18 protein-coding genes and 1 riboswitch are annotated in these 21470 nt (G+C 74.3%); of the genes, 6 read left to right on the forward strand and 12 right to left on the reverse strand.

Translation table 11 applies throughout. The features are described from left to right. Positions 1–34 precede the first annotated feature (34 nt). Together AB0M03_RS30380 and AB0M03_RS30385 are read left to right on the forward strand one after the other, a co-directional pair. Positions 35–1039, forward strand: a complete 1005-nt coding sequence (locus tag AB0M03_RS30380; protein ID WP_363497178.1) for a hypothetical protein — start codon at positions 35–37, stop codon at positions 1037–1039. A gap of 148 nt (positions 1040–1187) precedes the next feature. After that, positions 1188–2042 carry an SAM-dependent methyltransferase gene (locus AB0M03_RS30385; RefSeq protein ID WP_363497099.1) on the forward strand — a complete coding sequence of 285 codons (855 nt, stop codon included), beginning with the start codon at positions 1188–1190 and terminating at the stop codon, positions 2040–2042. 78 nt (positions 2043–2120) lie between these two features. Here AB0M03_RS30385 and AB0M03_RS30390 read toward each other — a convergent pair whose 3' ends face one another. Continuing rightward, positions 2121–3047, reverse strand: a complete 927-nt coding sequence (locus tag AB0M03_RS30390; protein ID WP_363497102.1) for an ABC transporter substrate-binding protein — start codon at positions 3045–3047, stop codon at positions 2121–2123. Positions 3048–3347: 300 nt separating this feature from the next. On the opposite strand from AB0M03_RS30390, the gene AB0M03_RS30395 reads away from it, so the two are divergent. Continuing rightward, positions 3348–3839 (forward strand): DUF1877 family protein, encoded by a 492-nt coding sequence (locus tag AB0M03_RS30395; protein ID WP_363497105.1) that lies wholly within the window; start codon positions 3348–3350, stop codon positions 3837–3839. A gap of 86 nt (positions 3840–3925) precedes the next feature. On the opposite strand, the gene AB0M03_RS30400 is transcribed toward AB0M03_RS30395, so the two are convergent. From AB0M03_RS30400 to AB0M03_RS30415, 4 genes are all read right to left on the reverse strand, one after another. Then, on the reverse strand, positions 3926–5140 hold the full coding sequence (locus AB0M03_RS30400) for a saccharopine dehydrogenase NADP-binding domain-containing protein (protein ID WP_363497108.1): 1215 nt from the start codon (positions 5138–5140) through the stop codon (positions 3926–3928). A gap of 106 nt (positions 5141–5246) precedes the next feature. Continuing rightward, complete coding sequence (gene hemC / locus AB0M03_RS30405; RefSeq protein ID WP_363497111.1) at positions 5247–6176, reverse strand: hydroxymethylbilane synthase; 930 nt, start codon at positions 6174–6176, stop codon at positions 5247–5249. Between the two features lie 17 nt (positions 6177–6193). Next, a complete protein-coding gene (locus AB0M03_RS30410; RefSeq protein ID WP_363497114.1) occupies positions 6194–6874 on the reverse strand; it encodes a DUF6629 family protein in 681 nt (226 codons plus the stop codon). A gap of 67 nt (positions 6875–6941) precedes the next feature. Further along, complete coding sequence (locus AB0M03_RS30415) at positions 6942–7616, reverse strand: transcriptional regulator (RefSeq protein WP_363497117.1); 675 nt, start codon at positions 7614–7616, stop codon at positions 6942–6944. Positions 7617–8023: 407 nt separating this feature from the next. On the opposite strand from AB0M03_RS30415, the gene AB0M03_RS30420 reads away from it, so the two are divergent. Then, positions 8024–9862, forward strand: coding sequence for a cellulase family glycosylhydrolase (locus AB0M03_RS30420; RefSeq protein WP_363497119.1), 1839 nt, complete (start codon positions 8024–8026; stop codon positions 9860–9862). A gap of 129 nt (positions 9863–9991) precedes the next feature. On the opposite strand, the gene AB0M03_RS30425 is transcribed toward AB0M03_RS30420, so the two are convergent. Both AB0M03_RS30425 and AB0M03_RS30430 read right to left on the reverse strand, forming a co-directional pair. Beyond that, positions 9992–10696 carry a response regulator transcription factor gene (locus AB0M03_RS30425; protein WP_363497122.1) on the reverse strand — a complete coding sequence of 235 codons (705 nt, stop codon included), beginning with the start codon at positions 10694–10696 and terminating at the stop codon, positions 9992–9994. After that, positions 10693–11865 (reverse strand): histidine kinase, encoded by a 1173-nt coding sequence (locus tag AB0M03_RS30430; protein ID WP_363497125.1) that lies wholly within the window; start codon positions 11863–11865, stop codon positions 10693–10695. The genes AB0M03_RS30425 and AB0M03_RS30430 overlap by 4 nt, the downstream gene beginning before the upstream one ends. Positions 11866–11999: 134 nt before the next feature. Between AB0M03_RS30430 and AB0M03_RS30435 the strand changes: the two genes are divergently transcribed. Beyond that, positions 12000–12911, forward strand: coding sequence for an ATP-binding cassette domain-containing protein (locus AB0M03_RS30435; protein ID WP_363497128.1), 912 nt, complete (start codon positions 12000–12002; stop codon positions 12909–12911). Next, positions 12908–13798 (forward strand): ABC transporter permease, encoded by an 891-nt coding sequence (locus tag AB0M03_RS30440; RefSeq protein ID WP_363497130.1) that lies wholly within the window; start codon positions 12908–12910, stop codon positions 13796–13798. The genes AB0M03_RS30435 and AB0M03_RS30440 overlap by 4 nt, the downstream gene beginning before the upstream one ends. Before the next feature lie 120 nt (positions 13799–13918). Here the strand turns inward: AB0M03_RS30440 and AB0M03_RS30445 are convergent, their stop codons facing one another. The 5 genes from AB0M03_RS30445 to AB0M03_RS30465 form a co-directional block, all read right to left on the reverse strand. After that, a complete protein-coding gene (locus AB0M03_RS30445) occupies positions 13919–15283 on the reverse strand; it encodes an endo-1,4-beta-xylanase (RefSeq protein WP_363497133.1) in 1365 nt (454 codons plus the stop codon). A gap of 538 nt (positions 15284–15821) precedes the next feature. Further along, on the reverse strand, positions 15822–17024 hold the full coding sequence (locus AB0M03_RS30450) for a glycoside hydrolase family 6 protein (protein ID WP_363497136.1): 1203 nt from the start codon (positions 17022–17024) through the stop codon (positions 15822–15824). A 377-nt stretch (positions 17025–17401) separates the two neighbouring features. Beyond that, positions 17402–18454 carry a transglycosylase family protein gene (locus tag AB0M03_RS30455; protein ID WP_363497139.1) on the reverse strand — a complete coding sequence of 351 codons (1053 nt, stop codon included), beginning with the start codon at positions 18452–18454 and terminating at the stop codon, positions 17402–17404. Between the two features lies 1 nt (position 18455). Next, positions 18456–18608: riboswitch (cyclic di-AMP (ydaO/yuaA leader) on the reverse strand. Between the two features lie 527 nt (positions 18609–19135). Continuing rightward, a complete protein-coding gene (locus AB0M03_RS30460) occupies positions 19136–19837 on the reverse strand; it encodes a hypothetical protein (RefSeq protein WP_363497142.1) in 702 nt (233 codons plus the stop codon). 121 nt (positions 19838–19958) lie between these two features. Further along, positions 19959–21407, reverse strand: coding sequence for an MFS transporter (locus AB0M03_RS30465; RefSeq protein ID WP_363497144.1), 1449 nt, complete (start codon positions 21405–21407; stop codon positions 19959–19961). Positions 21408–21470 lie beyond the last annotated feature (63 nt).

Below are 21470 nucleotides of genomic sequence, written 5' to 3' on the forward strand. Positions count from 1 at the left end.
CCCGGTGGAGCGAGCGACGAGGAGCGGGCGGCGGATGCGCAGCGGTGCGGCCGCCACCGCCGCACTGCTGATCCTGCTGGGCCCGGCCGCGCTGCCCGCAGCCGCCGCCGAGCGGCCGCAGAAGGCCTTCGCGATCCACGACAAGCGGATCACCGAGTCCAGCGGCCTCACCGCCAGCCGCGCCCACCCCGGCGTCTACTGGACGCACAACGACAGCGACGACGGCCCGTACGTCTACGCGGTCGACAGCGGGGGCCGCACGGTCGCCACCGTCACGCTGCGCGGGATCAAGCCGCGCGACGTGGAGGCGATCTCGCTCGGCCCGGACGGCCGGCTGTACGTCGGCGACATCGGCGACAACCTCGACGGCACCTGGCCCGAGGTGTGGATCTACGCCTTCGCCGAACCCGCCGAGCTGCGCGACCAGACGGTGACCGCCGTCCGCTACAAGGTCCGCTACGAGGACGGCCCGCGCGATGCCGAGGCGCTGATGGTGCACCCGGTCACCGGCCGGGCCTACATCGCCAGCAAGAAGCAGTCCGGCGGCGGCCTCTACCAGGGCCCCGAGGTGCTGTCGCCGAGCGGCGTCAACACCTTCCGCCGGATCGCCGGCGTGCCGTGGGTGACCGACGGCGCCTTCTCGCCGGACGGCGGCCGCCTGGTGCTGCGCGACTACTTCTCCGCCGACCTGTACGCCTGGGACGGCGCCCCGAAGAAGCTCCGCTCGCTCGACGTGCCGTTCCAGCGGCAGGGTGAGTCGGTGACCTTCTCCGCGGACGGCTCCGCCGTGCTGTACGGCAGCGAGGGCGAGGGCAGCGACGTCTGGCGGCTGGCGCTGAACGGCTCCCCGGCCCCCGAGGCGCAGGGCTCCGCGGGTCCGTCCGCGTCCGGCGCCCCCGGCGCGGCCTCCCGGCCGGCCGCCTCCGACGACTCCGGCGGTTCCGCCGGGGGCAGCGACCACGCCCTGGCCGCGCTGATCGCCGTCGCCGCGGCGATCGGCCTGGCCAAGCTCTGGTCCGGCCGCCGCAAGAGCGGCTGAAGCGGGCCCGGCCGGGGCGGTTGTGCGCCGAAGTGGTGACCCGACGACAAACCCGCCTGACGGTCCGTCGGACAAGGCGTACGAACATGCCGCGGGGCGGCTAGGCTGCGAGCCCATCGCCGGCCGACGACCCACGGGGAGAGCATTCATGACGGAACGTCAGGCAGAGATCGGAACGGCCTTCGTGGCCGGCCGGCCGCTCGAAGACCGGCAGCCGCCGGAGATCGACACCTCGCTGCCGCACTCCGCCCGGGTCTACGACTACTGGCTCGGCGGCAAGGACCACTTCCCGGCCGACCGGGCGCTCGGCGAGGTCTTCGAGCAGGCCATCCCCACCATGCGGCAGATGGCCAAGGAGAACCGCGTCTTCCTCGGCCGCGCGGTGCGCCACCTCGTCCGCGAGGCCGGCATCCGGCAGTTCCTCGACATCGGCACCGGCATCCCCACCGGCGGCAACACCCACGAGGTGGCGCAGGCCGAGGCGCCCGAGAGCCGCGTGGTCTACATCGACAACGACCCGATCGTGCTCGCCCACGCCCGGGCCCTGCTGGTCGGCGACGAACGCGGCCGCACCGCCTACATTCACGCCGACCTGCGCGATCCCGCGGCGATCCTGAGCCACCCCGCACTCACCGGGACCCTCGACCTGACGCAGCCGGTCGCGCTGATGCTGGTCGCCGTCCTGATGCTGGTCGCCGACGAGGACGAGCCGCACGCCCGGGTCGCCGAACTCCTCGACGCCCTGCCGTCCGGCAGCCACATCGTCGTCACCCATCCGACCGCCGACTTCGACCCGGAGACCGTCGCCGGCGTGGTCGCCGCCGCCGACCAGGGCAAGCTGACCCTCGTCCCGCGCAGCCGCGAGCAGGTCGCCGCCTTCCTCGGCGACTGGGAGCTGCTCGAGCCCGGCGTGGTGCCCGTGATGGCCTGGCGCCCGGACGGCGAGCCCCCGGCCGACCCGGAGGCCGCCTGGTACTGGGCGGGCGTGGCCCGCAAGCGCTGATGCCGCGAGTCCCTCCGGCCGGGGCCGCCGGGCACGCGGTCGTGCCCCGCAGCCCTGGCCGGCGCGGCAACGGGCGGCTCAGCGCCCGCCGTTCACCACCGCACTGGAGACCGCCCCGGTGTGCAGGCCCCACTTCTCCAGGATGCGGTCGTACTCGCCGTTGCGGATCAGCCGGTCCAGCGCCTTGGCGATCGCCGTGCGCAGCTCGGTGTCGGCCTTGTTCACCGTGATCGCGTACGGGCTGGACTGGATGTGCTCGCCGGTCAGGGCGAACCTCCCGCCGCGCGCCGCCGAGGTGTTGTACTGCGCCACCGGGTAGTCGTTGAGGTCCGCCACCGCGGTGCCGTCCGCGACCTCCGCCAGGGCCAGCTCGTCGGTGGCCAGCAGATGCACGTCCAGCTTCTTGTCGTACCGGCTGCAGGCGCCCGCCTGGCGGGTGGCGATCTCCGCCTGGACGGTGCCGCGCTGCACCGCGACGACGTGCCCGCACAGACTGTCCAGCCCGGAGATCCCGGCCGGGTTCCCGGCCTTCACCAGGATCGACGTGCTGGTGAAGAAGTAGTCGACGAAGTCCACACCCGGGCCGGAGGTGCGGCCGCGGTCGTCGACGCCGTTCTGCCGGTCCGTGGTGTCGATCACCGCCGACATCGCCAGGTCGATGTCCCCGGCCTCCACGGCCGGGATCAGCCGCTCGAACGGCATGTCGGTGAACTCGACCCGCAGGCCGAGCAGTCGGCCGATCGCCGCCGCCAGATCCGGATCGAGGCCCGCAGGCCGGCCGTCGGCCTCCTTGAATTCCACCGGCGCGTAGTTCAGGTAGGAGCCGATCCGCAGCACACCGGCCTTGCGGACGTCCTTCGGCACCCGGTCGCGCAGATCGGACGCGCCGTCCGAGGCCGGCGAGGCCGAGCTCGCACAGCCGGACAGCAGCAGACCGGCCGCACCGGCGGCCGCGAGGGCGCGTCCGGGCATGCGGGCGCGCCTGGGCAGGGAGAAGTGGTGCATGGTGAGGGAGCTTCCTGAGGGAGGGAAGTGGGAAGTCTGATGTCACTCACGCCGCCGAGGCTGCAGGGATACGCAGCGCGGACCTGGTCCCGTCACCGGAGGCCGCCGCAGGATGGGCAGGCGGGCCTGGTCGACCTAGGTACGCCACCGGGGGCGGACCGCCCATCCTTCCACCCCGCCCACCACCCCCACCCACGCGGGTCCGCTACCCACGAGTAGCCCGAAGGGCGTCCGCGTCGGCTGTCACCGGCGGCCGGTAGCGTCCCGGCCGACCACCCGCGCCGAGCAGGGGAGAGACCGATGGCCTGCCGAGGAGTCCACTTCGCCCTCACCGAGGAGGACGCCGCACGCCTGCTCGCCGCCGAGCAGGACGAGGACGTCCTCGCCGTGATCGAGGACATCGAAGAACGCTGGGACACCGACCACCTCGCCGAGACCGACAAGGCCTGGGACGCCATCCACCGCTGTCTCGCCGACGGCCGCCTCACCCACGACGGCGGCAGCTACCCGCTCTCGTACGCCGTCCTCGGCGGCCTGCCGCTCCACGACGGCGACGACCACGTCGTCGTCCACGTCACCGCCGCCGAGGTCGCCGACATCGCCGCCGCCATGGCCGACCTGGACGACGCCTGGCTGCGCGAACGCTTCTTCGCCCTCGACCCCGAGGACTACGACGGCGCCCGCGACGAGGACGACTTCGCCTACACCCGCCACTGGTTCGGCGGACTGCGGGCCTTCTACGCCACCGCCGCGGCGAACGGCCGCTCCGTCGTCTTCACCGTCGACCAGTGACCGGGGCGGAACTGTGCAATTCGGATGCGGTCCTCATGGCGGTACGGGCCGGGCCCGGATCACGCGGCTCCGCGCTCCCGCAGGGATCAGCGGCCCGGTGCCGCCGCCGGCGGGGCGTCCAGTACGCGGAACGACAGGCCCGCGGCGACCAGGCGGTCGATCAGCGGCCGGCCCATCGCCACCGCCGTCGTCAGCTGCCCCGAGACGGCCGGGAGCTCGTCGAACGCCAGGCACAGCGCCGACTCCGCGAGCATCACCGCCGTCTCCGAGTACCCCGGATCGCCGCCCGACACCTCCGTGTGCACCGCCCGGCCGCCCTCGGCCCGGGCCGCGAACCTGACGGTGAACCAGGACCGCGCCCGCTGCTCCGCACTCGGCCCCGCACCAGGCTTCCGCAGCGCGCCCAGCGCCCGCCGCGCCGCCGGCAGCTGCGCCGCCACCGCCAGCACGGCGACCGCGGCCGTCCCGGCGAGGGCGATCGGCAGCCGCCGCACCGCCGCGTAGTGGGCGTAGCCGAAGTCCGGGCCGTACGAATCCAGTGCGGCGGCCGAGCGGGCCACCACCTGCGGGTCGATGGTCGGCAGCGGTACCACCCAGGCGCGGGCCGCCCGCGACCGGTGCGGCCGGCCGAGCGGGGTGCGGATGCGCCGGCCCCTGGGCCGCGGCTCCGCGGCGCGGCGCTCCCGGGCGGCCTGCGCCATCGCGCGCGGTCGGGAGAAGGCGGTCATGGCGGAGGCGAAGGTCCCGCCGGAGATGGTGCCGCCGGCCCGGACGAAGCCCTCGACCGTCACCCGGGCGGCGGGCCCGCCGCGGCGCAGCAGCTCCTCGACGGTGAACAGCACCCCGAGGTCGTGCGGCACCGAGTCGAAGCCGCAGGCGTGCACCAGCCGTGCGCCCGAGGCCACCGCCCGCTCGTGGTGGCGCAGGTACATCCGGTCGACGAACTCCGGCTCGCCGGTGAGGTCCACGTAGTCGGTGCCGCTCTCCGCGCAGGCGGCGACCAGCGGCTCGCCGTGGTGCAGGTACGGGCCGACCGTCGAGACCACCACCCGGGCCGAGGCGGCCACCGCGCGCAGCGCCTCCCGGTCGGCGGCGTCCGCGACCAGCAGCGGGAGGTCCTTGCAGCGCGGTTCGATCGCGGCCAGCCGGTCGCGGACCGCGGCGAGCCTGCCCTCGTCCCGGCCGGCCAGCGCCCAGCGGCAGCCCTCCGGCGCCGCCCGCGCCAGGTACTCGGCGGTCAGGCCGCCGGTGAACCCGGTGGCACCGAACAGGACGAGGTCGTACGGGCGGGGCGCGGCCATCAACAGTCCCTACTCGCGGGTAATCGAGCTCGTCACGCTAGGAGCTCGTCCGAGCACTGTCAACGGAGCCGGCGCGCCCGGCGGCGGCCCGAGGGCACGGCGCCGTTCAGTGCGCGATGCCCTCGATCAGCTCCTGGGCGCCCTGCCGCTTGAGCGCGAGTGCCGTCGAGGTGCCGAGGTCCTCCGGGCTGAGTGCGCCGGCCCACTCGTGGGCGTCGAGCACGCGCTTGCCGTCCGGCGAGAAGACCCGCCCGCGCATGGACAGCCGGCCGTCGGCCTCGGCCCGCGCGTAGCCGGCGATCGGCGCATTGCAGTGGCCCTGCAGCACGTGCAGGAACATCCGCTCGGCGGCCGCCTCCCGCCAGGTCTGCGGGTGGTTCAGGCCGGTGACGGTGTCGATCGTGCGGGTGTCGTCCTCGCGGCACTGCAGGACGAGGATGCCGGCGCCGATCGGCGGGCACATCTCCGCCACGTCCAGCACCTCGCTGATCCGGTCGGCGAGGCCGATCCGCTCCAGTCCGGAGACCGCGAGCAGCAGCGCGTCCGCCTCCCCGGCGTCCAGCTTGGCCAGCCGGCTGTTGGCGTTGCCGCGCATCGGCACGCACGCCAGGTGCGGGTGCGAGGCGGCGAGCTGGGCGATCCGCCGCACCGAGGAGGTGCCGATCCGGGTGCCGGCCGGCAGCTCGTCCAGGGTCAGGCCGCCGGGGTGCACCAGGGCGTCGCGGATGTCGTCCCGCTCCAGGTAGGCGGCGAAGACGGTGCCCGCGGGCAGCGGCCGGTCGGCGGGGACGTCCTTCAGACAGTGCACCGCGAGGTCGGCCTCCCCGGCGAGCAGCGCCGCGTCGACCTCCTTGGTGAACGCGCCCTTGCCGCCGAGGGCGGCGAGATCGCCCATCCAGCGGTCGCCGGAGGTGGTGACCGGGACGACCCGGGTCCGCACGTCGGGATGGAGGACGGCGAGTTCGGCCCGGACGCGCTCGACCTGGGCGAGCGCCATCGGTGACGAGCGGGTGACGATGCGCAGCGGATCGGCCATGGGGAGATGATAGGGCGTCAGCCGGCCCCGCCCGGACGTGCACCCGCCGCGCCGGGCCGTGGCGGCGGGTCGGTGCCGCCGGACCAGCCGATCAGCATGGCTGCGGCCAGCGCGGCGAGCGCGCACCAGGTGGAGGCGAACGCCGCCCGCCACAGCACGGCGCACACCACCGCGCCCGCGCCCATGACCAGGCCGAGGCGCCGCAGCGCCCGGTCCCCGCTCACCGTCAGGGACCCGATCGTGGCGAGCAGGTACGCGGCGGTCAGCACCGGGGCCCAGGGCACCCCCACCGCGTACGCCAGCGTGTGGTGGCGGACCTCGGCCGCCACCGGGTGGCGCAGCACCGCCACCGCGAGCGGGACGGCCACCACGGCCCCGAGCACCGCGAGCCACCCCAGCTGCCGCCGCCGCGCACCGCCCGGTCCGGCCGCGCACCACACCCCGAACGGCACCAGCAGCGGCAGCAGCGGCAGGGCGATCAGCGCCCACACCGTGCGCGCCGCCTGCGCCGGGCCGGTGCCGATCCGGCCGTCCTCGCCCAGCCACACCGCGGCCTCCACCAGCTGGTGCACCCCGAGGAGGAACGGCAGCGCCGCCAGCGGCAGCCGCCGCGGATCGCGCACCCGCAGCAGGCAGACCGTGCCGAGCCCGGCGACCAGCACCCCGGCCGCGGCGTCCGCCTCCGCACTCCAGCACACCCGGACCGCCTCCCGCCCGCACCGAGCCCTTCGGAAAAGCCCCGCGGCACCCGCGTCCGACGGTGCGCTACCTCTTCTGCCGCCCCGCGGGAGCGTCCGCGAGGGTGTTCCAGAACATCAGCTCGTACGCCTGCAGCAGCTGTCCGTAGCCGCGTCCGGCGCTGATCCGCTCGCCGTCCGGGGCCAGTGACTCCAGGACGGCGACGGCCGACTCCTCGGAGGCCGGGTCGGGCCGGGCGAAGAAGTCGAAGAAGGCGCAGTCGGCGTCGCCGAAGCCGTAGTGCCGGCGCAGCCCGGTCGAGACGGCGGCGCAGTAGCCGCCCCAGGCTGCGAAGTTGGCCGTGAACGCGAGCACCACCCCGGCCGGGTCGCCGTTCAGGGCGAGCCAGGCCACGTAGGCGGGGTACGCCTGGCAGCCCGGCAGCGGCCGGCGGGCCGCGGTCTCCCGCGGGGCCAGCCCGCAGCGGGCCGCGAACGCGTCGAGCAGTTCCAGTGCCCGGCTCTCGCCGTCGGCGAGGCCCGCGAAGTACTCCCCGGCCGGGCCGTCCGCGCAGCGGGCCGCGAGCACCAGCAGGCTGCGCCGGTCGCTGGTGATGATCCGGTGCTGCTGTGCGGCGAGTTCGGAGAGCACGGTCAGTGGTGCGGTGCCCGCGGCGATCGCGGGGACGAGGCGGTTCTCGCGCTCGCCGGGGGCCAGCTCGCGGCGGACGTCCTCCAGTACCTGGCGCGGGCGGCGGCTCATGCGGTCCTCCTCGCCGTCGTGGGTGCGTGGCCGTGTCCGGTCAGCGTAGGCGCGGTCCGGCCGTCCCGCCGGTTGCCCACGCGGTGTGGCGACGATGTGTCAGTTGGGAGCGCTCCCAGTCGGCTTGGGGTTCACTTCTCCGCCTGTTTGGCCGTTCATGAGGGGCAGTGCCAGCGATAATCTTCAAGTATTGAAGACTGTTGGACATATTGACGGCCCAATGCCTCTCTGGCTTTGATGAGGGCGATCCGGGCCGGGTCGGTCAATCTGTGGGAGCGCTCCCGCAATGAACTCCCGGATCATGCACCGCCACACTCTCGTACCACGGAACGCCCCCACCCGCCCGGCTTCCGCCGCCGACTCCCCCGCGGCGGAGGCCGGACAGCCTCCAGAGAGGAACGAGACCCATGCGCCTCCAGCTGCGCCGGCACCTGATGCGCCGGCTCGGCCGCAGCGCGGCAGCGCTCGCCGCGGCCACGGCGGTCGCCACCGCGCCGACCGGCCTGCAGACCGCGCACGCCGCCGCCCCGGCGGCAGCCCCGGCCGCTGCTGCTGCGGCGTCCGCCGGGGCCGGCTACTGGCACACCAGCGGACGGCAGATCCTGGACGAGGCGAACCAGCCCGTCCGCATCGCCGGTATCAACTGGTTCGGCTTCGAGACCGGCAACTACGTGGCGCACGGCCTGTGGAGCCGCGACTACAAGAGCATGATCGACCAGATGAAGTCGCTCGGCTACAACACCATCCGGATGCCGTACAGCGACGACATCTTCAAGGGCACCCAGCCCGCCGGCATCAACACCTCCGGAGGCATGAACGCCGACCTGGTCGGCCTCAACTCCCTCCAGGTGATGGACAAGCTGGTCAACTACGCCGGCACGGCCGGCCTCAAGGTCATCCTCGACCGGCACCGCCCGGACTCCGGCGGCCAGTCGGCGCTCTGGTACACCGCGGCCGTCCCCGAGTCCACCTGGCTCGCCAACCTCAAGGCGATCGCCGCCCGGTACGCCGGCAACCCGGCCGTGGTCGGCATCGACCTGCACAACGAGCCGCACGACCCGGCCTGCTGGGGCTGCGGCGACACCGCGACCGACTGGCGGCTGGCCGCCCAACGCGGCGGCGAGGCGGTGCTCTCCGCCAACTCCGAGCTGCTGGTCTTCGTCGAGGGCGTGCAGACCTTCAACGGCAGCTCCAACTGGTGGGGCGGCAACCTGCAGGGCGCAGGTCAGTACCCCGTCCAACTGAGCGTTCCCAACCGGGTGGTGTACTCGGCGCACGACTACGCGACCAGCGTCGCGCAGCAGCCGTGGTTCTCCGACCCGTCCTTCCCGGTCAACATGCCGGCGATCTGGGACAAGAACTGGGGCTACCTCTTCAAGCAGAACATCGCCCCGGTCTGGGTCGGCGAGTTCGGCACCACCCTGCAGTCCACCGTCGACCAGCAGTGGCTCAAGGCGCTGGTGCAGTACCTGCGGCCGACCGCCCAGTACGGTGCCGACAGCATCAGCTGGACGTTCTGGTCCTGGAACCCCAACTCCGGTGACACCGGCGGCATCCTGAACGACGACTGGACGACCGTCAACACCGTCAAGGACGGCTACCTGGCCGACATCAAGGCCCCCGGCTTCGGCGGCAGCGGCGGCGGGGGCGGCGACACCACCGCACCGACCGTCCCCGGCTCGCTCACCGTCACCGGCACCACCGCGAGCAGCGTCACGCTCTCCTGGAGCGCCGCCACCGACGACACCGCCGTGGCCGGCTACGACGTCTACCGCGGCACCGCCAAGGTCGGCACCGTCTCCGCCACCGCCTTCACCGACAGCGGGCTGACCGCGGCCACCGCGTACAGCTACACCGTCCGGGCCCGGGACGCGGCCGGCAACGTCTCCGCCGCCTCGGCCGCGGTCACCGCCACCACCGCCCCGACCGGCACCGGCTCCGGCTGCAGCGCGACCCTGACGCTCAACGACTGGGGCAGCGGCCTCACCGCCAACGTCACCGTCAGCAACACCGGCAGCACCGCCACCAAGGGCTGGAAGGTCGTCTGGCAGTGGCCCACCGGCCTGAAGGTCAGCGGCAGTTGGAGCGCCGACGTGCAGCAGGTCGGGCAGACCGTCAGCGCCGCCAACCTGTCCTACAACGGCGTGATCCCGCCGGCCGGCTCCACCACCTTCGGCGTCCAGGCCACCCGCACCGAGAGCGGAGCCGTCGCCACGGCCGTGCCGACCTGCACGGCCACCTCCTGATCCGGGGCACGGGACGGTGACCTGACCCCCGCCCCGTGCCCCAGTACGACACCGCCGCCCGCGGGGGCCCGCACCTCCCCGGGCGGCGGTGTCACCCCACGCACCCGCACAGCCGCGCCGCCCGCAACCTCACCGCACGGGCGGCACCAGCCCGTTCTCGTACGCCAGGATCACCAGGTGGACACGGTCGCGCGCGTCCAACTTGGTGAACAGCCGGGCCACGTGCGACTTCGCGGTGGCCGTGCTGATGCACAGCTCCGCCGCGATCTCCGTGTTCGACAGGCCGCGTCCGACCAGCGTGAGCACCTCGCGCTCCCGCCCGGTGACGCCGTCGAGCACCGCCCGCCCGGCACCGGCCGTACCCGCGGGCCCGGCAGGCGTGCCGGGACCGGCGCCCGGAGAGGGCTCGGGGCGCGCCGCGAACTCCGTGATGAGCCGTCGGGTGACCGCCGGAGCGATCAGCGCCTCCCCGGCGGCGACCACCCGGATGCCGTCCAGGATGGCGTCCAACTGCATGTCCTTGACGAGGAATCCGCTCGCCCCGGCGCGCAGCGCGCCGTACACGCAGTCGTCGTCGTCGAAGGTGGTGAGGACCAGGACGTGCGTCCGGCAGCCGGGGTCGGCGGTGATCAGCCGGGTCGCCTCGATGCCGTCCGTCCCCGGCATCCGGATGTCCATCACCGCCACGTCCGGCTGCAACCGGGTAGCGAGCTCCACCGCCTCGGCGCCGTTGCCCGCCTCGCCGACCACCTCCAGGTCCGGAGCGTCGGCGATCAGCACCCGCAGCCCGGTACGGATCAGCGGCTGGTCATCCACCAGCAGGACGCGGATCACCGGACGGCCTCCGCCGGCACCGGCAGCTGCGCCGCCACCCGGAACCCGCCCCCGGCACGGGGCCCGGCGCTGAAACTGCCGTGCAGCAGGCCCACCCGCTCCCGCATGCCGACGATGCCGTAGCCCGCGCCGGCTGCACCGCCGCTGCCGCAGCCCGCGTCGACGACCTCGACGGCCAGCCCGTCCGGCCGGTGGTCGACCGTCACCCGGCACTCCGCCGCCCCCGAGTGCCGGACCACGTTGGTCACCGCCTCCTGGACGATGCGGAAGGCCGCCAGCTCCACCTCGGCCGGCAGTTCTCGGCGCTCGCCCCGCCACTCCACGGCCACCCGGACGCCGGCGCCCCCGGCGGCGGCGACCAGCCGGCCGAGGTCGGCCAGCCCCGGCACGGGGGCCTGCGGCCCGGGCTCCGGATCGCTCTCCCGCAGCGCACCGAGCATCCGCCGCAGCCCCGCCAGGGTCTCCCGGCCGGTCGTCTCGATGGCCTTCAGCGCCTCCCGCGCCTGCTCGGGCTGGGTGTCCATCACCCGGTGCCCCATTCCGGCCTGGATCGCGACCACACCGACCGCGTGCGCGACCATGTCGTGCAACTCACGGGCGATCCGCAGCCGTTCGGCCGTCACCGCCTGCCGGGTGGCCTGCAGGCGCAGCTCCTCCACGTGCTCGCGGCCCTGCCGGACGTTGTGGCCGACCAGCCAGGCCACGGCGGCGCTCGACACCAGGCCGAGCGCCACCGAGACGCTCGACGGGTAGCCGTTCCACAACTCCCAGGCCGTGTAGCCGACGACCGTGCCGACCGGCAGCAGCGCCACCGGCACCGAGTACCGCAGCGGCCGGGTCGCCGCGGTGAAGCCGACCAGCGCGTCCGCGAGGAAGAACAGCACGAACGGCGTCGCCCGTACCTCCATGCCGAGCGAGAACACACAGCCCGCAAGGGTCACCGCCACGGCCGCCGCCTGCAGGCGGAACAGCAGCACCGCGACCAGCGTCGTCACCACGGCGGTGAGCAGCAGCGGCCCGTCCTCCACGTTCCCGTGGTAGCGGAACAGGCGGCGCAGTTCGTCCGGGCGCTGCAGGGAGCGCACGGCGATCACCGTGACCCAGGCGGCGGCCACCCACACCCCGGGTGGCAGGCGCTTGAGCAGGGGCGGGCGGGGCTCGGCGGTCATGCAGAGGATCGTAGGCGTACCCGACGGCCGCGGCATCGGCCCACGGGCGGCATCCCCGGGGCGGAGGCCGCACCCCGCGGATGCGGCCGGCGGGCCGATGCGGCGCAGGCGCCCGCCCCGGCACCGTGGGCCGGGTGATCGAAGCGACCCGACTGACCAAGCGGTACGGCGGCACCCTCGCCGTCGACGACCTGACCTTCACCGTGGAACCCGGCACCGTCACCGGCTTCCTCGGCCCCAACGGCGCGGGCAAGTCCACCACCCTGCGCATGATCCTCGGCCTGACCGCACCCACCGCCGGCTCCGTCACCGTGGACGGGGTGCCCTTCGGCACCCGCCCGCGCGGGCTGCGCCACGTCGGCGCCCTGCTGGACGCGCACGACGTGCACGGCGGCCGCAGCGGGCGGGCCCACCTGGCCGCACTGGCCCGCAGCAACGGCATCCCGCAGACCCGGGTGGACGGGGTCCTGCAGCAGGTCGGGCTGGCCACGGCCGCCCGGCGCCGCATCGGCGGCTACTCGCTGGGCATGAAGCAGCGCCTCGGGATCGCCGGCGCCCTGCTCGGCGACCCGCCGGTGCTGCTGTTCGACGAGCCGCTGAACGGGCTCGACCCGGAAGGGGTGCGGTGGGTGCGCGGGCTGTTCCGCCGCCTCGCCGCCGAGGGCCGCACGGTCTTCGTCTCCAGCCACATGATGGCCGAGATGCAGCACACCGCCGACCGGCTGGTGGTGGTCGGCCGGGGCCGGCTGATCGCCGAGCAGAGCCTCGCGGAGTTCGCCGCCCGCGGCACCGCACCCGTGGTGGTGGTGCACGCGCCCGATGCCGCCGGTCTGGCGCGCGTCCTGCTGGCCGAGGGCGCCGAGGTGCAGCCGGACGGCGACGGCGGGTGCACGGTCACCGGCCTGAGCGCCGCCCGGATCGGCGAACTCGCCCACCGGCACCGGATCCTGCTGCACCGTCTGGCCCCCCTGGACTCGTCCCTGGAGGCGGCCTTCATGTCACTGACCGCCGACAGCACCGAGCACCACGCCGGGGAGGCCCGGTGACCACGCCCACCGCCCGCACCGCCCGTGCCACCCGCGCTGCCCGTGCCACCCACGCTGCCGCGGCACCGCTGCGCGAGGGCGAACCCGCACCGCGCTTCACCGACCTGCTCGCCGCCGAGTGGATCAGGATGCGCTCGCTGAGGTCGACGTTCTGGCTGCTCGCGCTGAGCGCCGTCGCCGCCGTCGCGATCAACGTGAACGCCGTCCACAGCGACCTGCCCTACATCGACAACCTGCAGGCCGCACCGCCCGGTTACCGCTACGACCCGCTGTGGCACGGCCTCGGCTCCATCGCCTGCTCCGTCATGGCGCTGGCCGCGGCCGTGTTCGGCGCCATCACCGTCTTCGGCGAGTACGCCACCGGCACCGTCCGCACCACCTTCGCCGCCGTCCCGGACCGCCGCGGGGTGGTGGCGGCCAAGCTGGTGCTGGTCACCGGCCTCACCCTCGGCCTCGGCACCGCCGTCTCCACCGCCTCCTTCTTCACCACCAACGCCATGCTGGCCTCCCGGCACGTCGGGCTGTCGATCGGCGACGCCGGCTGCCTGCGGGCGGTCGCCGGGTACGCGCTGGTCGTCCCGGTCTGCGGGCTGGTCGGCGCGGCGTTCGGTGCCGTGCTGCGGCACCCGACCGCCTCGGTGACCGCAGTGGTCGGGCTGCTGTTCCTGCTGCCCATGCTCTTCGGCGGCGAGCGGTACCGGGTACTGAAGGAGATCGGCAACCACCTGCCGCTGCACGCCGCGGCACGACTGGCGTTCAACCCGGAGTCCTCCGCCACCCTCGGCCGCTACCCGGGCACCGTCCCCGGCGCCTGGATCGCCCTGGCCGCCTGGGCACTCGCCGCCACGGCCACCACCGTGGCGGTGGTGCGGCGCCGCGACGCCTGAAGGCAGGGGAGGACTGCGTCCGGCCGCCGTCGACCCCACGTCCTTGCACACGGACACGGGGGCGGTGCGGCGGCCGGTGGGGCCGCCGCACCGCCCCCGTGCGGGGCACCCGGTGGGGGATCAGACGGCCGTGCAGCCGCCGATCACGGGCGCCGCGGTGTTGCCGTTGGTCATCACCGTGAAGCCGAAGCTGGTCGAGGCACCGGCGGCGAGGCTGCCGTTGCCGTTGGGCTTCATCGTCATGACGTTGCCGCTGCTGTCCCAGCTCGGTGTGCCGTTCCAGGTGGCGGACACCTTCTGCGGCGGGGTGACGGTCACCGTGACCGTCCAGCCGGTGATCGCGGTGCTGCCCGCCCTCACCGTCACCTGCCCGTTGAAGCCGCCGTTCCAGCTCTGGGTGAGGCTGTAGGTGGCCGTGCAGGAGGCCGTACCGCCGCCCCCTCCGCCACCGGAGGAGGACCCGCCGAGGGCGGTCAGCACGGCGGTGTACGCGGCCTTCTTGCCGTAGTTGCCGTCGAACAGCAGCGGGGTGCCGCTGCTGCGCCACGAGTACTTGTCGGTGATGCCCCAGACCGTGATGCCGGTGCAGCGGGAGACGGCCAGACAGGCGTTGACCACGCTGGTGTAGCTCGCCGCCTGCGCGGAGCCCGAGCCCTCGATGTCGAGTTCGGTGATCTGCACGTCCACGCCGAGGTCGGCGAAGCGCTGCAGGTTCGCCCGGTAGTCGCTCGGCACCGGCGAGGCGCTGTTGAAGTGCGACTGGAAGCCGACGCAGTCGATCGGCACCCCGCGCTGCTTGAAGTCCTTCACCATCGCGTAGACCGCGTTGCTCTTCGCGTTCTGCCCGTCGGTGTTGTAGTCGTTGTAGCAGAGCTTGGCGCCCGGATCGACCGAGCGGGCGGTGCGGAACGCCTCCTCGATGTACCCGTTGCCGAGCTTGTCCTGGAAGGGCGAGCTGCGCCGGGCACCGCTGCTGCCGTCCTGGAAGGCCTCGTTGACGACGTCCCAGGCGTAGATCTTGCCCTTGTAGTGGGTCATGACCTGGGTGATGTGGTTGTTCATCGCGGTGCGCAGGTCGGCCGCGCCCAGGCCGCCGACCCAGCTCGGGAGCTGGGAGTGCCAGACCAGGGTGTGGCCGCGGACCTTCATGCCCTTGCCCTGGGCGTGGCCGACGATCTGGTCGGCGGAGCCGAAGTTGAACGAGTTGCGGGTGGCCTCGACGGCGTCCCACTTCATCTCGTTCTCGGGGGTCACCGCGTTGAACTCGGTGTCCAGCGTGGTCGCGTAGGCCGACTCGCCGAGGTGGTTGGCGGCGACGGCGGTGCCGAAGTAGCGGCCCTTGGCGGCCGCGGACGCGCCGAGCGTACTGGCGGCGTGGGCGGTGCTGGCCGCACCGGCGAGGCCGGCCGCGGCGAGCAGGCCCGCGGTGCCGGCCAGTGCGACCCGGCGGAGCAGCCCCGGGGACCCGGGGGAGCGGTGGATCATCGACAACCTCTTTCCGTTGGCCGGACGGCCGTGGGGAACCGCCCGGACAGGCTGGGTGGGACCTGTTGCGGTGTGGTGCATCCGCCACGCGGCCAGCGGCGGGAGGTCGATCGCCGACGAGTATGTCGTTGTTGTTGAGGCTGCGTCAATAACAAGTTTCGAGATAAGTGCCGAAAGTTTCTCCACCTGCTGACAGTCGGTCAGGGCGCGCTCAAGGCAGGTCTTCGGCTGTCGCATCGGACGCGCGACCGTCCGGATGCGGACACTGGTCAGGCGCATGTCCCGAAAAGTTTCGACGCCCCTTGGGCGCGAAAAAGCGCCGGGCGCCGCTGCTGACCGAGGCAGGCGGCGCCCGGCGCCCCGAGCCGGAGGGCCCGCCGGTGCCGAAAGGGTGGGCCCCTCCTGCCCGTCGGCGGGCGAGGAGGGCGAGCGAGGGAGCGCAGCGACGGAGCGACGACCGTCGGCGCCGGGTCAGGAGGGCCCGAAGGCGAGCAGACGACATACCCGGTGGGTGGTACCGGGCGTGCTGGGGGGTGGGTCAGTGGCCCGCTGGTGCGGGTGTGTTGAAGCGCAGGGCGGGGGAGGCGCCGGCGGCCAGGGCGTGGGCCTGGGCGGGCCACCATGCACCTGCGGCCGGGTCGGCGGAGCCGTACTCCGGGTCGATGCCGCCCGTGGTGCCGCGGGTGCAGCTGCCGTCCGACTCGCCGGGGACCTTGATCCACAGGTAGGCGTCCAGCAGCGGGACACCGGTGTCGGCGGTGGGCCGGGTGCCCAGGCCGCGGCCGGGCGGGTTGCACCAGGTCTGCGGGTCGGGGTAGGTCGCGGTGGGCGTCCAGGGGCCCTGGCCGTTGCGGCTGCTGTCGATGACGAAGTGCGGCAGTTCGGTGCCGGCCGGCACGTGGGACGCGTACCAGGCGTCCGCATCGGCCTGCGGCCAGTACTGGTCGGCGCAGTCGTCGGCCACCGCGCCGGGGGTGTGGGTCAGGTACCAGGTGCACTTGGCGATCTGGGTGCCGTAGCGGACGAGGTCGGCGTCGCGCTGGTAGTTGGAGACGTTGAGGAAGAAGCCCTGCGCCCGGCCGACACCGCCGTCGACGAGCAGCTTCGCCATGGTGCCGGTGGACTGCCAGCCGCTGTGGCCGGCGTCCAGGTAGACGGCGACGCGCGGCTGTGCGGTCAGCCGGTCGACGGCGGCGTTGATCTCGGCGAGCCGGTCGGCCTGCTGCTGGGCGGTGCCGCCGCAGAAGGACGGGCTGAGTGCGAGGCCGTCCGGCTCCAGGACCACCACGGTGCGGCGGTCGCCGATGCCCTTGGCGAGGCCGTCGATCCAGGCGGCGTACTCGGCGGAGTTGGAGGCGCCGCCGGCGGAGTACTGCGAGCAGTCCCGGCCGGGCACGTTGTACGCCACCGTCACCGGGACCTGCCGCTGCAGGGCCGCCCTGGCCTGCAGCTTCGCCATGGCTTTGGTGGTCTCCTGGGGCGTCGCCGTGCCGTTGAACCACTGGGCGACCGGGTGCGAGCCCATCTTCGCCATGGCCAGCGCACCGGCGTGGTCGCCGGCCTTGAGGTCGGCGGCGGCCTGGTGCAGGGCCTTGCTGTCGAGGTCCACGTAGAACCTGGTGCCGGGCGCGGGGGCCCGCTCCCGGCCGGTGGCGGCGGACGCGGGGGAGGGCAGGCAGCAGGCCGCGACGGCGGCGACTACGGCGCTCGCTGCCGCGATTCGACGGCGGTGGCGGAACACGTGCGGCTCCTAGGGCTGGCGGACGGGGGCGCCGGGGCTTCCTCCATAGTGTGGGAGCGCTCCCAAGCGCGAGGGAATGTCTAGTCGGCGCCACTCGGCGCGTCAAGACTCCGCGCAGAAAGGGATGTTGGGCGCGGAGACGGAAGGCGCCCCCGCGCCCGGGCCGGCCGTCCGGCCTCAGCGCTGCCGGCGGACGCCCTCGCGCCACAGCAGCCCCAGGATGCCGGGTTCCACCTCCGTGGTGACCGCACCCATCGCCCGCCGGACGAACCGGACGCCGCGGGCGCCGGCACCGGCAGGATCTGAGCCGCAGCACGCGCAGCACGCCGACGGCCCCGGGCGGTTGCCCGGGGCCGTCGTGCGTCGTGCCCGCGAGGTTACTTGATCTTGAGGACCTGGCCGGGCTTGATGAGGTCCGGGTTCTCGCCGATGGTCGACTCGTTGCTGTCGTACACGTGCTTCCAGCCGCCGAGCTTGTTCTTGTCGGAGATGTCGGACAGCGTGTCACCGGCCGCCACGGTGTAGGTGGTCGCCTCCGGGGTGCCCGGGGAGTCCTGCGGCGCGGTGGTGGCCGCCGCCGGGGCCTGGTCCGTGCTGGCGGGCGCGGCGGGGCCGGTGGCCGCGCCGACGGGGTCGGTGACCGGCGGGACGCCGGTGACGGGCTGACCGGTCGTCGGGTCGGTCGCGGTCGGCGCCGTGGTCCCCGGGAGCGTGCCGGGGGTGGTGCCCGGGGCCGGGGTGGTGGCGCCGGGGGTGCCCGGCACGGTGTCGGTGGGCGGCAGCGCGGTGGTCGGGGCGGACGGGGTCGGCGGAGTGGCGGAATGCTTGTTGCCGGAGTTGTCGCCCTGGTCGTTCCGGGTGGCGCCCGGGCCGGTCCAGTAGTCGTAGATCTCCTGGCTGGTGGTCCAGTACCACTGGCCGCCGGCCTGGTACCAGTACACGCCGTTGGCGTCCTTGCCCTGCATACCGGGGAAGACCGGGGCCGCACCGCGAGCCGTGGTGGTCGGCGCGGGCGTGGCCGTCTCCGTCGGCACGACGGTCTCGGGCTTGCCCTCGCCGGTCAGCCCCGCGGTGGTGGCGCACTTGCCCCAGACCTTGGCGCCGTTGTCGGCGAGCACCCGCTCCGCAACGGTGATCTGCTCGTCCTTGGTGGCGCGGTCCGGGGTGGAGGCGAACAGGTCGCCGCCGTAGGCGACCCAGGTGCGCAGGTCCAACTGGAGTCCGCCGTAGGTACCGTCGCCGGTGGCCTTGGTCCAGTTGCCCGCCGTGGCGCACTGTGCGACCGCGTCCCAGGTGGTGACCGGGGCGGCGTGGGCGCCGGTGGCGGTGAGCAGGGGGATCGCCAGACCTGCACCGGCCACGCCGGCGGCTGCGACGGCGCGCTCGGTCTGGGTGGGGCGGCGGTGACGGCCGGAGCCGATGAAACCCATCGAGTTCCCTCTCCGCACGCCTGCGAGGTGAGCTGTCGGGTTCGGACCGGGGAGGTGGCCCGGCCGCGCGGACGCGGCTTCACCCCTAGCCGTGTGGGGGCGGCGTCGAAACGTGGGTCCCCCGTCCCTGCCCAGGGTCTGGTCGGTGACCCGTTCGACGCGGTGGGCAGGGTTCGGCGTGCCGCGCCTCGGGTGCCCGTGCTGTCGGGCTGAGGTGGAGATTAGAGGGATCGTCACCGCGATAACAAGCCAGCATCCTGAACATCACACAATCATCACGAGTGCTGAGATGTCGCAGGCGTGCATTTCGGCCACACGTCCCGTCATGCGAACGGCTGTCGACGGGGTGCCGACGGGTCGCCGTGCAGGTCACGGGGGATGTCGGCCCGGCCTGACGTGTCCGCGGCGGACGGTCCCGGACGAATTCCCCGGGAAATTCGGCGAAATTCCGCGCCGGAAATGCGGGCGGCCGCTTCCGTTGCCGTGTGCGGGGAATGGCGGACCGTCGGCGGGCGGCCCCGGGGGGCCCGCCCCACCGGGGTGATCACGGCACGAACGGAGGCTCCGGAGGATCTTTGCGCCGCCGTTCGGGCGCGACACACGAACACCGGACCGGCACCGTTCGTGGCGGAACGGAAAGCATCGGCAAGCCGTCCGACCGGGCCCCGACCGGGTCGGCCGTCAGTCCTCCGGTGGCCAGCACGCCAGCACCGCGGCCGCCTCCCCGTCCGTCAGTGGCCGGTGCCCCATCGCCACGTCGTTCTCGTCGAAGGACCATGACTCGGCCAGCAGCAGCACCGGCCGGTCGCCGTCCTCCCGCAGCACCGCCCACCATCCCAGGTCGCCCTGCGCCGACCACTCCACGTACCGGAAGACGCCGTGCCGGAAGCTCGTCCGATCGACCCCGGCGCCCTCCGGCGGCAGCCAGTCCGTCACCGATCCCTCCGCGGACGGTGCCCACCGCTGCTGGGCCTCCGTCAGTCCGACCACCTCGTCCACCGAGACCCGCACCCAGGCTCCGCCCGGCCGGGCGTCCGCCACCGCCAGCGGTGTGCAGCGGACCATGGCGTGCGCGGGCAGCTCCTCCGGGCAGTCCGGCGCGCAGTTCGCCACCGTGGACGGCGGCGCGAACAGGCACCAGAACGGCCCCTCGGTGAGGAACGGGCCGTCCATCCCCACCATCCGCACCTCGCCCGCCACCGGGGCCCGCTCCGCGGGCGCGAACCCGTGGCCGCCGTACGGCGACGCGGCGCACCCGGGCGCCGCCCAGCGGGCCAGCGACGTTCCGGCGGCCCGCGCCCACCCGGGCGGAGGAGTGGGGGACCAGGGGCGGCGCGCCGCGCAGCCGCACCCCGCTGCGTCGACGGAAACGATGACGGTCATGACAGGCATGGTGGCAAACCGGCCCGCCGCCCCCGCGGCCGGGTGCCGGCCGGCCGGGAGGCGGCGGGCCGGCGGTCGGCCCGTGTCGGTCACCCGTGCACACTGGTCACCCGTGCGCGGGTCAGCTCGCGCTCCGGTCCGCCACGGGCCGGGGAACCGCCGCGGGGCCGGCGCCGGCGGGCCGGCCGCGCAGGCCGAGCGTCACGGCGACGGCCGCCAGCAGCACCGGCACCGCGACCACCCGCAGGCCGGCCGCCATCCCGGCGGTGAACTCGGCCGGGCCGTGCGGAGATCCGCCACCGGCGTGCGAGGCGAGCACCGTGCCGACGACCGCGACGCCGAGCGCCGCGCCGAGCTCCCGGGCCGCGGTGTTCAGCCCGGCGCCCAGCCCGGCCTGGTGACCGGGGAGTTCGGACACCACGGTGTGGGTCAGGCCCGGGGCGCACAGCCCCATGCCGGCCGACAGCACGAGCAGCCACAGCGCGTACACCGGGTACGGCGTGGCCGGGCCGGCCGTGGAGACGCCGAGCAGCCCGCCGCCGATCAGGGCCAGCCCGCCACCGGCCGCCAGGCGCACGCCGTGCCGGTCCTGCAACCGCGCGGCGAGCCGCGGCACCAGGGCCATGCCGACGGTCAGCGGCACGATCGCCAGCCCCGTCCGGGCCGGCGAGTAGCCCTTGGCGTACTGCAGGAACTGCGAGTTGACGAAGAACAGCGCGAACAGGCCGAAGAAGGACGCCGCCGTGCCCACGGCTGCAGCGCGCAGCCGGCGGGAGCGGAACACCCGGGGGTCGACCAGCGGCCGCCGCGCCCGCAGCCCGTGCCCGGTGAACAGCGCCAGCAGCACCGCCCCGGCCGCGAACCCGGTGAGCACCGGCGCCGACCACCAGCCGTGCGAGGGGCCCTCGATGATGCCGTACAGCACGGCGCCTGTACCGCCGATCAGCAGCGCGGAGCCCACCGGGTCGGCCGGCGTCGCGTGGCGGGGCAGGTCGGGGACGGTGCGGAGCACGGCCGCCGCCAGTACGGCCGCCAGCGGTGCCATCGCCCAGAACAGCGCCTGCCACGGCAGGTACTGGGCGGTCAGGCCGCCGCCGACGTTCCCGGCCAGGCCGCCGAGGCCGACCGCGAGCGTCCAGGAGGCGACGGCCTGCACCCGCCGCTCCGGACCGGCCAGGTGCACCAGCACCGCCATGGTGGCGGGCATGACCAGCGCGGCCCCCGCGCCGGAGACCGCCCGCCCGGCGACGAGCGCGGCCACCGAACCGAGGGTGCCGCCACCGGCGCTCAGGCACGCCCCCGCGGCGAACAGGGCGAGCCCGGCGAGCAGTGCACGCCGCCGCCCCCAGCGGTCGCCCAGCGCACCGGCCGGGATCAGCAGACCGGCGAAGACGATGACGTACGCGTCGACCGTCCAGAGCAGTGCACTCGGGGACGGATGCAGGGCGGAGGCGGCGAGTTGGGGGATCATCAGGTTGATCGCGGCGACCATGCTCTGGGCGACCAGCACACTGGCGCACATCGTGAGCAGGGTGGACCGGCGCAGTGCCGTCCGGGTGTTTTCGGGCATGGGCGGGGGAGCTCCTTCCGGAGCGGGAGGTGTGTGGGTTCCCGTCCACCGTAGGGCGATGCT

Source organism: Kitasatospora sp. NPDC051914, assembly GCF_040680995.1.
GTDB lineage: Bacteria > Actinomycetota > Actinomycetes > Streptomycetales > Streptomycetaceae > Kitasatospora.

What these genes read in the sequence shown, in the direction of transcription:
- AB0M03_RS30380 (WP_363497178.1), top strand. Translation starts at nt 35, where the DNA reads ATGCGCAGCGGTGCGGCCGCCACCGCCGCACTGCTGATCCTGCTGGGC.
- AB0M03_RS30385 (WP_363497099.1), top strand. Translation starts at nt 1,188, where the DNA reads ATGACGGAACGTCAGGCAGAGATCGGAACGGCCTTCGTGGCCGGCCGG.
- AB0M03_RS30390 (WP_363497102.1), bottom strand. Translation starts at nt 3,047, where the DNA reads ATGCACCACTTCTCCCTGCCCAGGCGCGCCCGCATGCCCGGACGCGCC.
- AB0M03_RS30395 (WP_363497105.1), top strand. Translation starts at nt 3,348, where the DNA reads ATGGCCTGCCGAGGAGTCCACTTCGCCCTCACCGAGGAGGACGCCGCA.
- AB0M03_RS30400 (WP_363497108.1), bottom strand. Translation starts at nt 5,140, where the DNA reads ATGGCCGCGCCCCGCCCGTACGACCTCGTCCTGTTCGGTGCCACCGGG.
- hemC (WP_363497111.1), bottom strand. Translation starts at nt 6,176, where the DNA reads ATGGCCGATCCGCTGCGCATCGTCACCCGCTCGTCACCGATGGCGCTC.
- AB0M03_RS30415 (WP_363497117.1), bottom strand. Translation starts at nt 7,616, where the DNA reads ATGAGCCGCCGCCCGCGCCAGGTACTGGAGGACGTCCGCCGCGAGCTG.
- AB0M03_RS30420 (WP_363497119.1), top strand. Translation starts at nt 8,024, where the DNA reads ATGCGCCTCCAGCTGCGCCGGCACCTGATGCGCCGGCTCGGCCGCAGC.
- AB0M03_RS30430 (WP_363497125.1), bottom strand. Translation starts at nt 11,865, where the DNA reads ATGACCGCCGAGCCCCGCCCGCCCCTGCTCAAGCGCCTGCCACCCGGG.
- AB0M03_RS30445 (WP_363497133.1), bottom strand. Translation starts at nt 15,283, where the DNA reads ATGATCCACCGCTCCCCCGGGTCCCCGGGGCTGCTCCGCCGGGTCGCA.
- AB0M03_RS30455 (WP_363497139.1), bottom strand. Translation starts at nt 18,454, where the DNA reads ATGGGTTTCATCGGCTCCGGCCGTCACCGCCGCCCCACCCAGACCGAG.
- AB0M03_RS30460 (WP_363497142.1), bottom strand. Translation starts at nt 19,837, where the DNA reads ATGACCGTCATCGTTTCCGTCGACGCAGCGGGGTGCGGCTGCGCGGCG.
- AB0M03_RS30465 (WP_363497144.1), bottom strand. Translation starts at nt 21,407, where the DNA reads ATGCCCGAAAACACCCGGACGGCACTGCGCCGGTCCACCCTGCTCACG.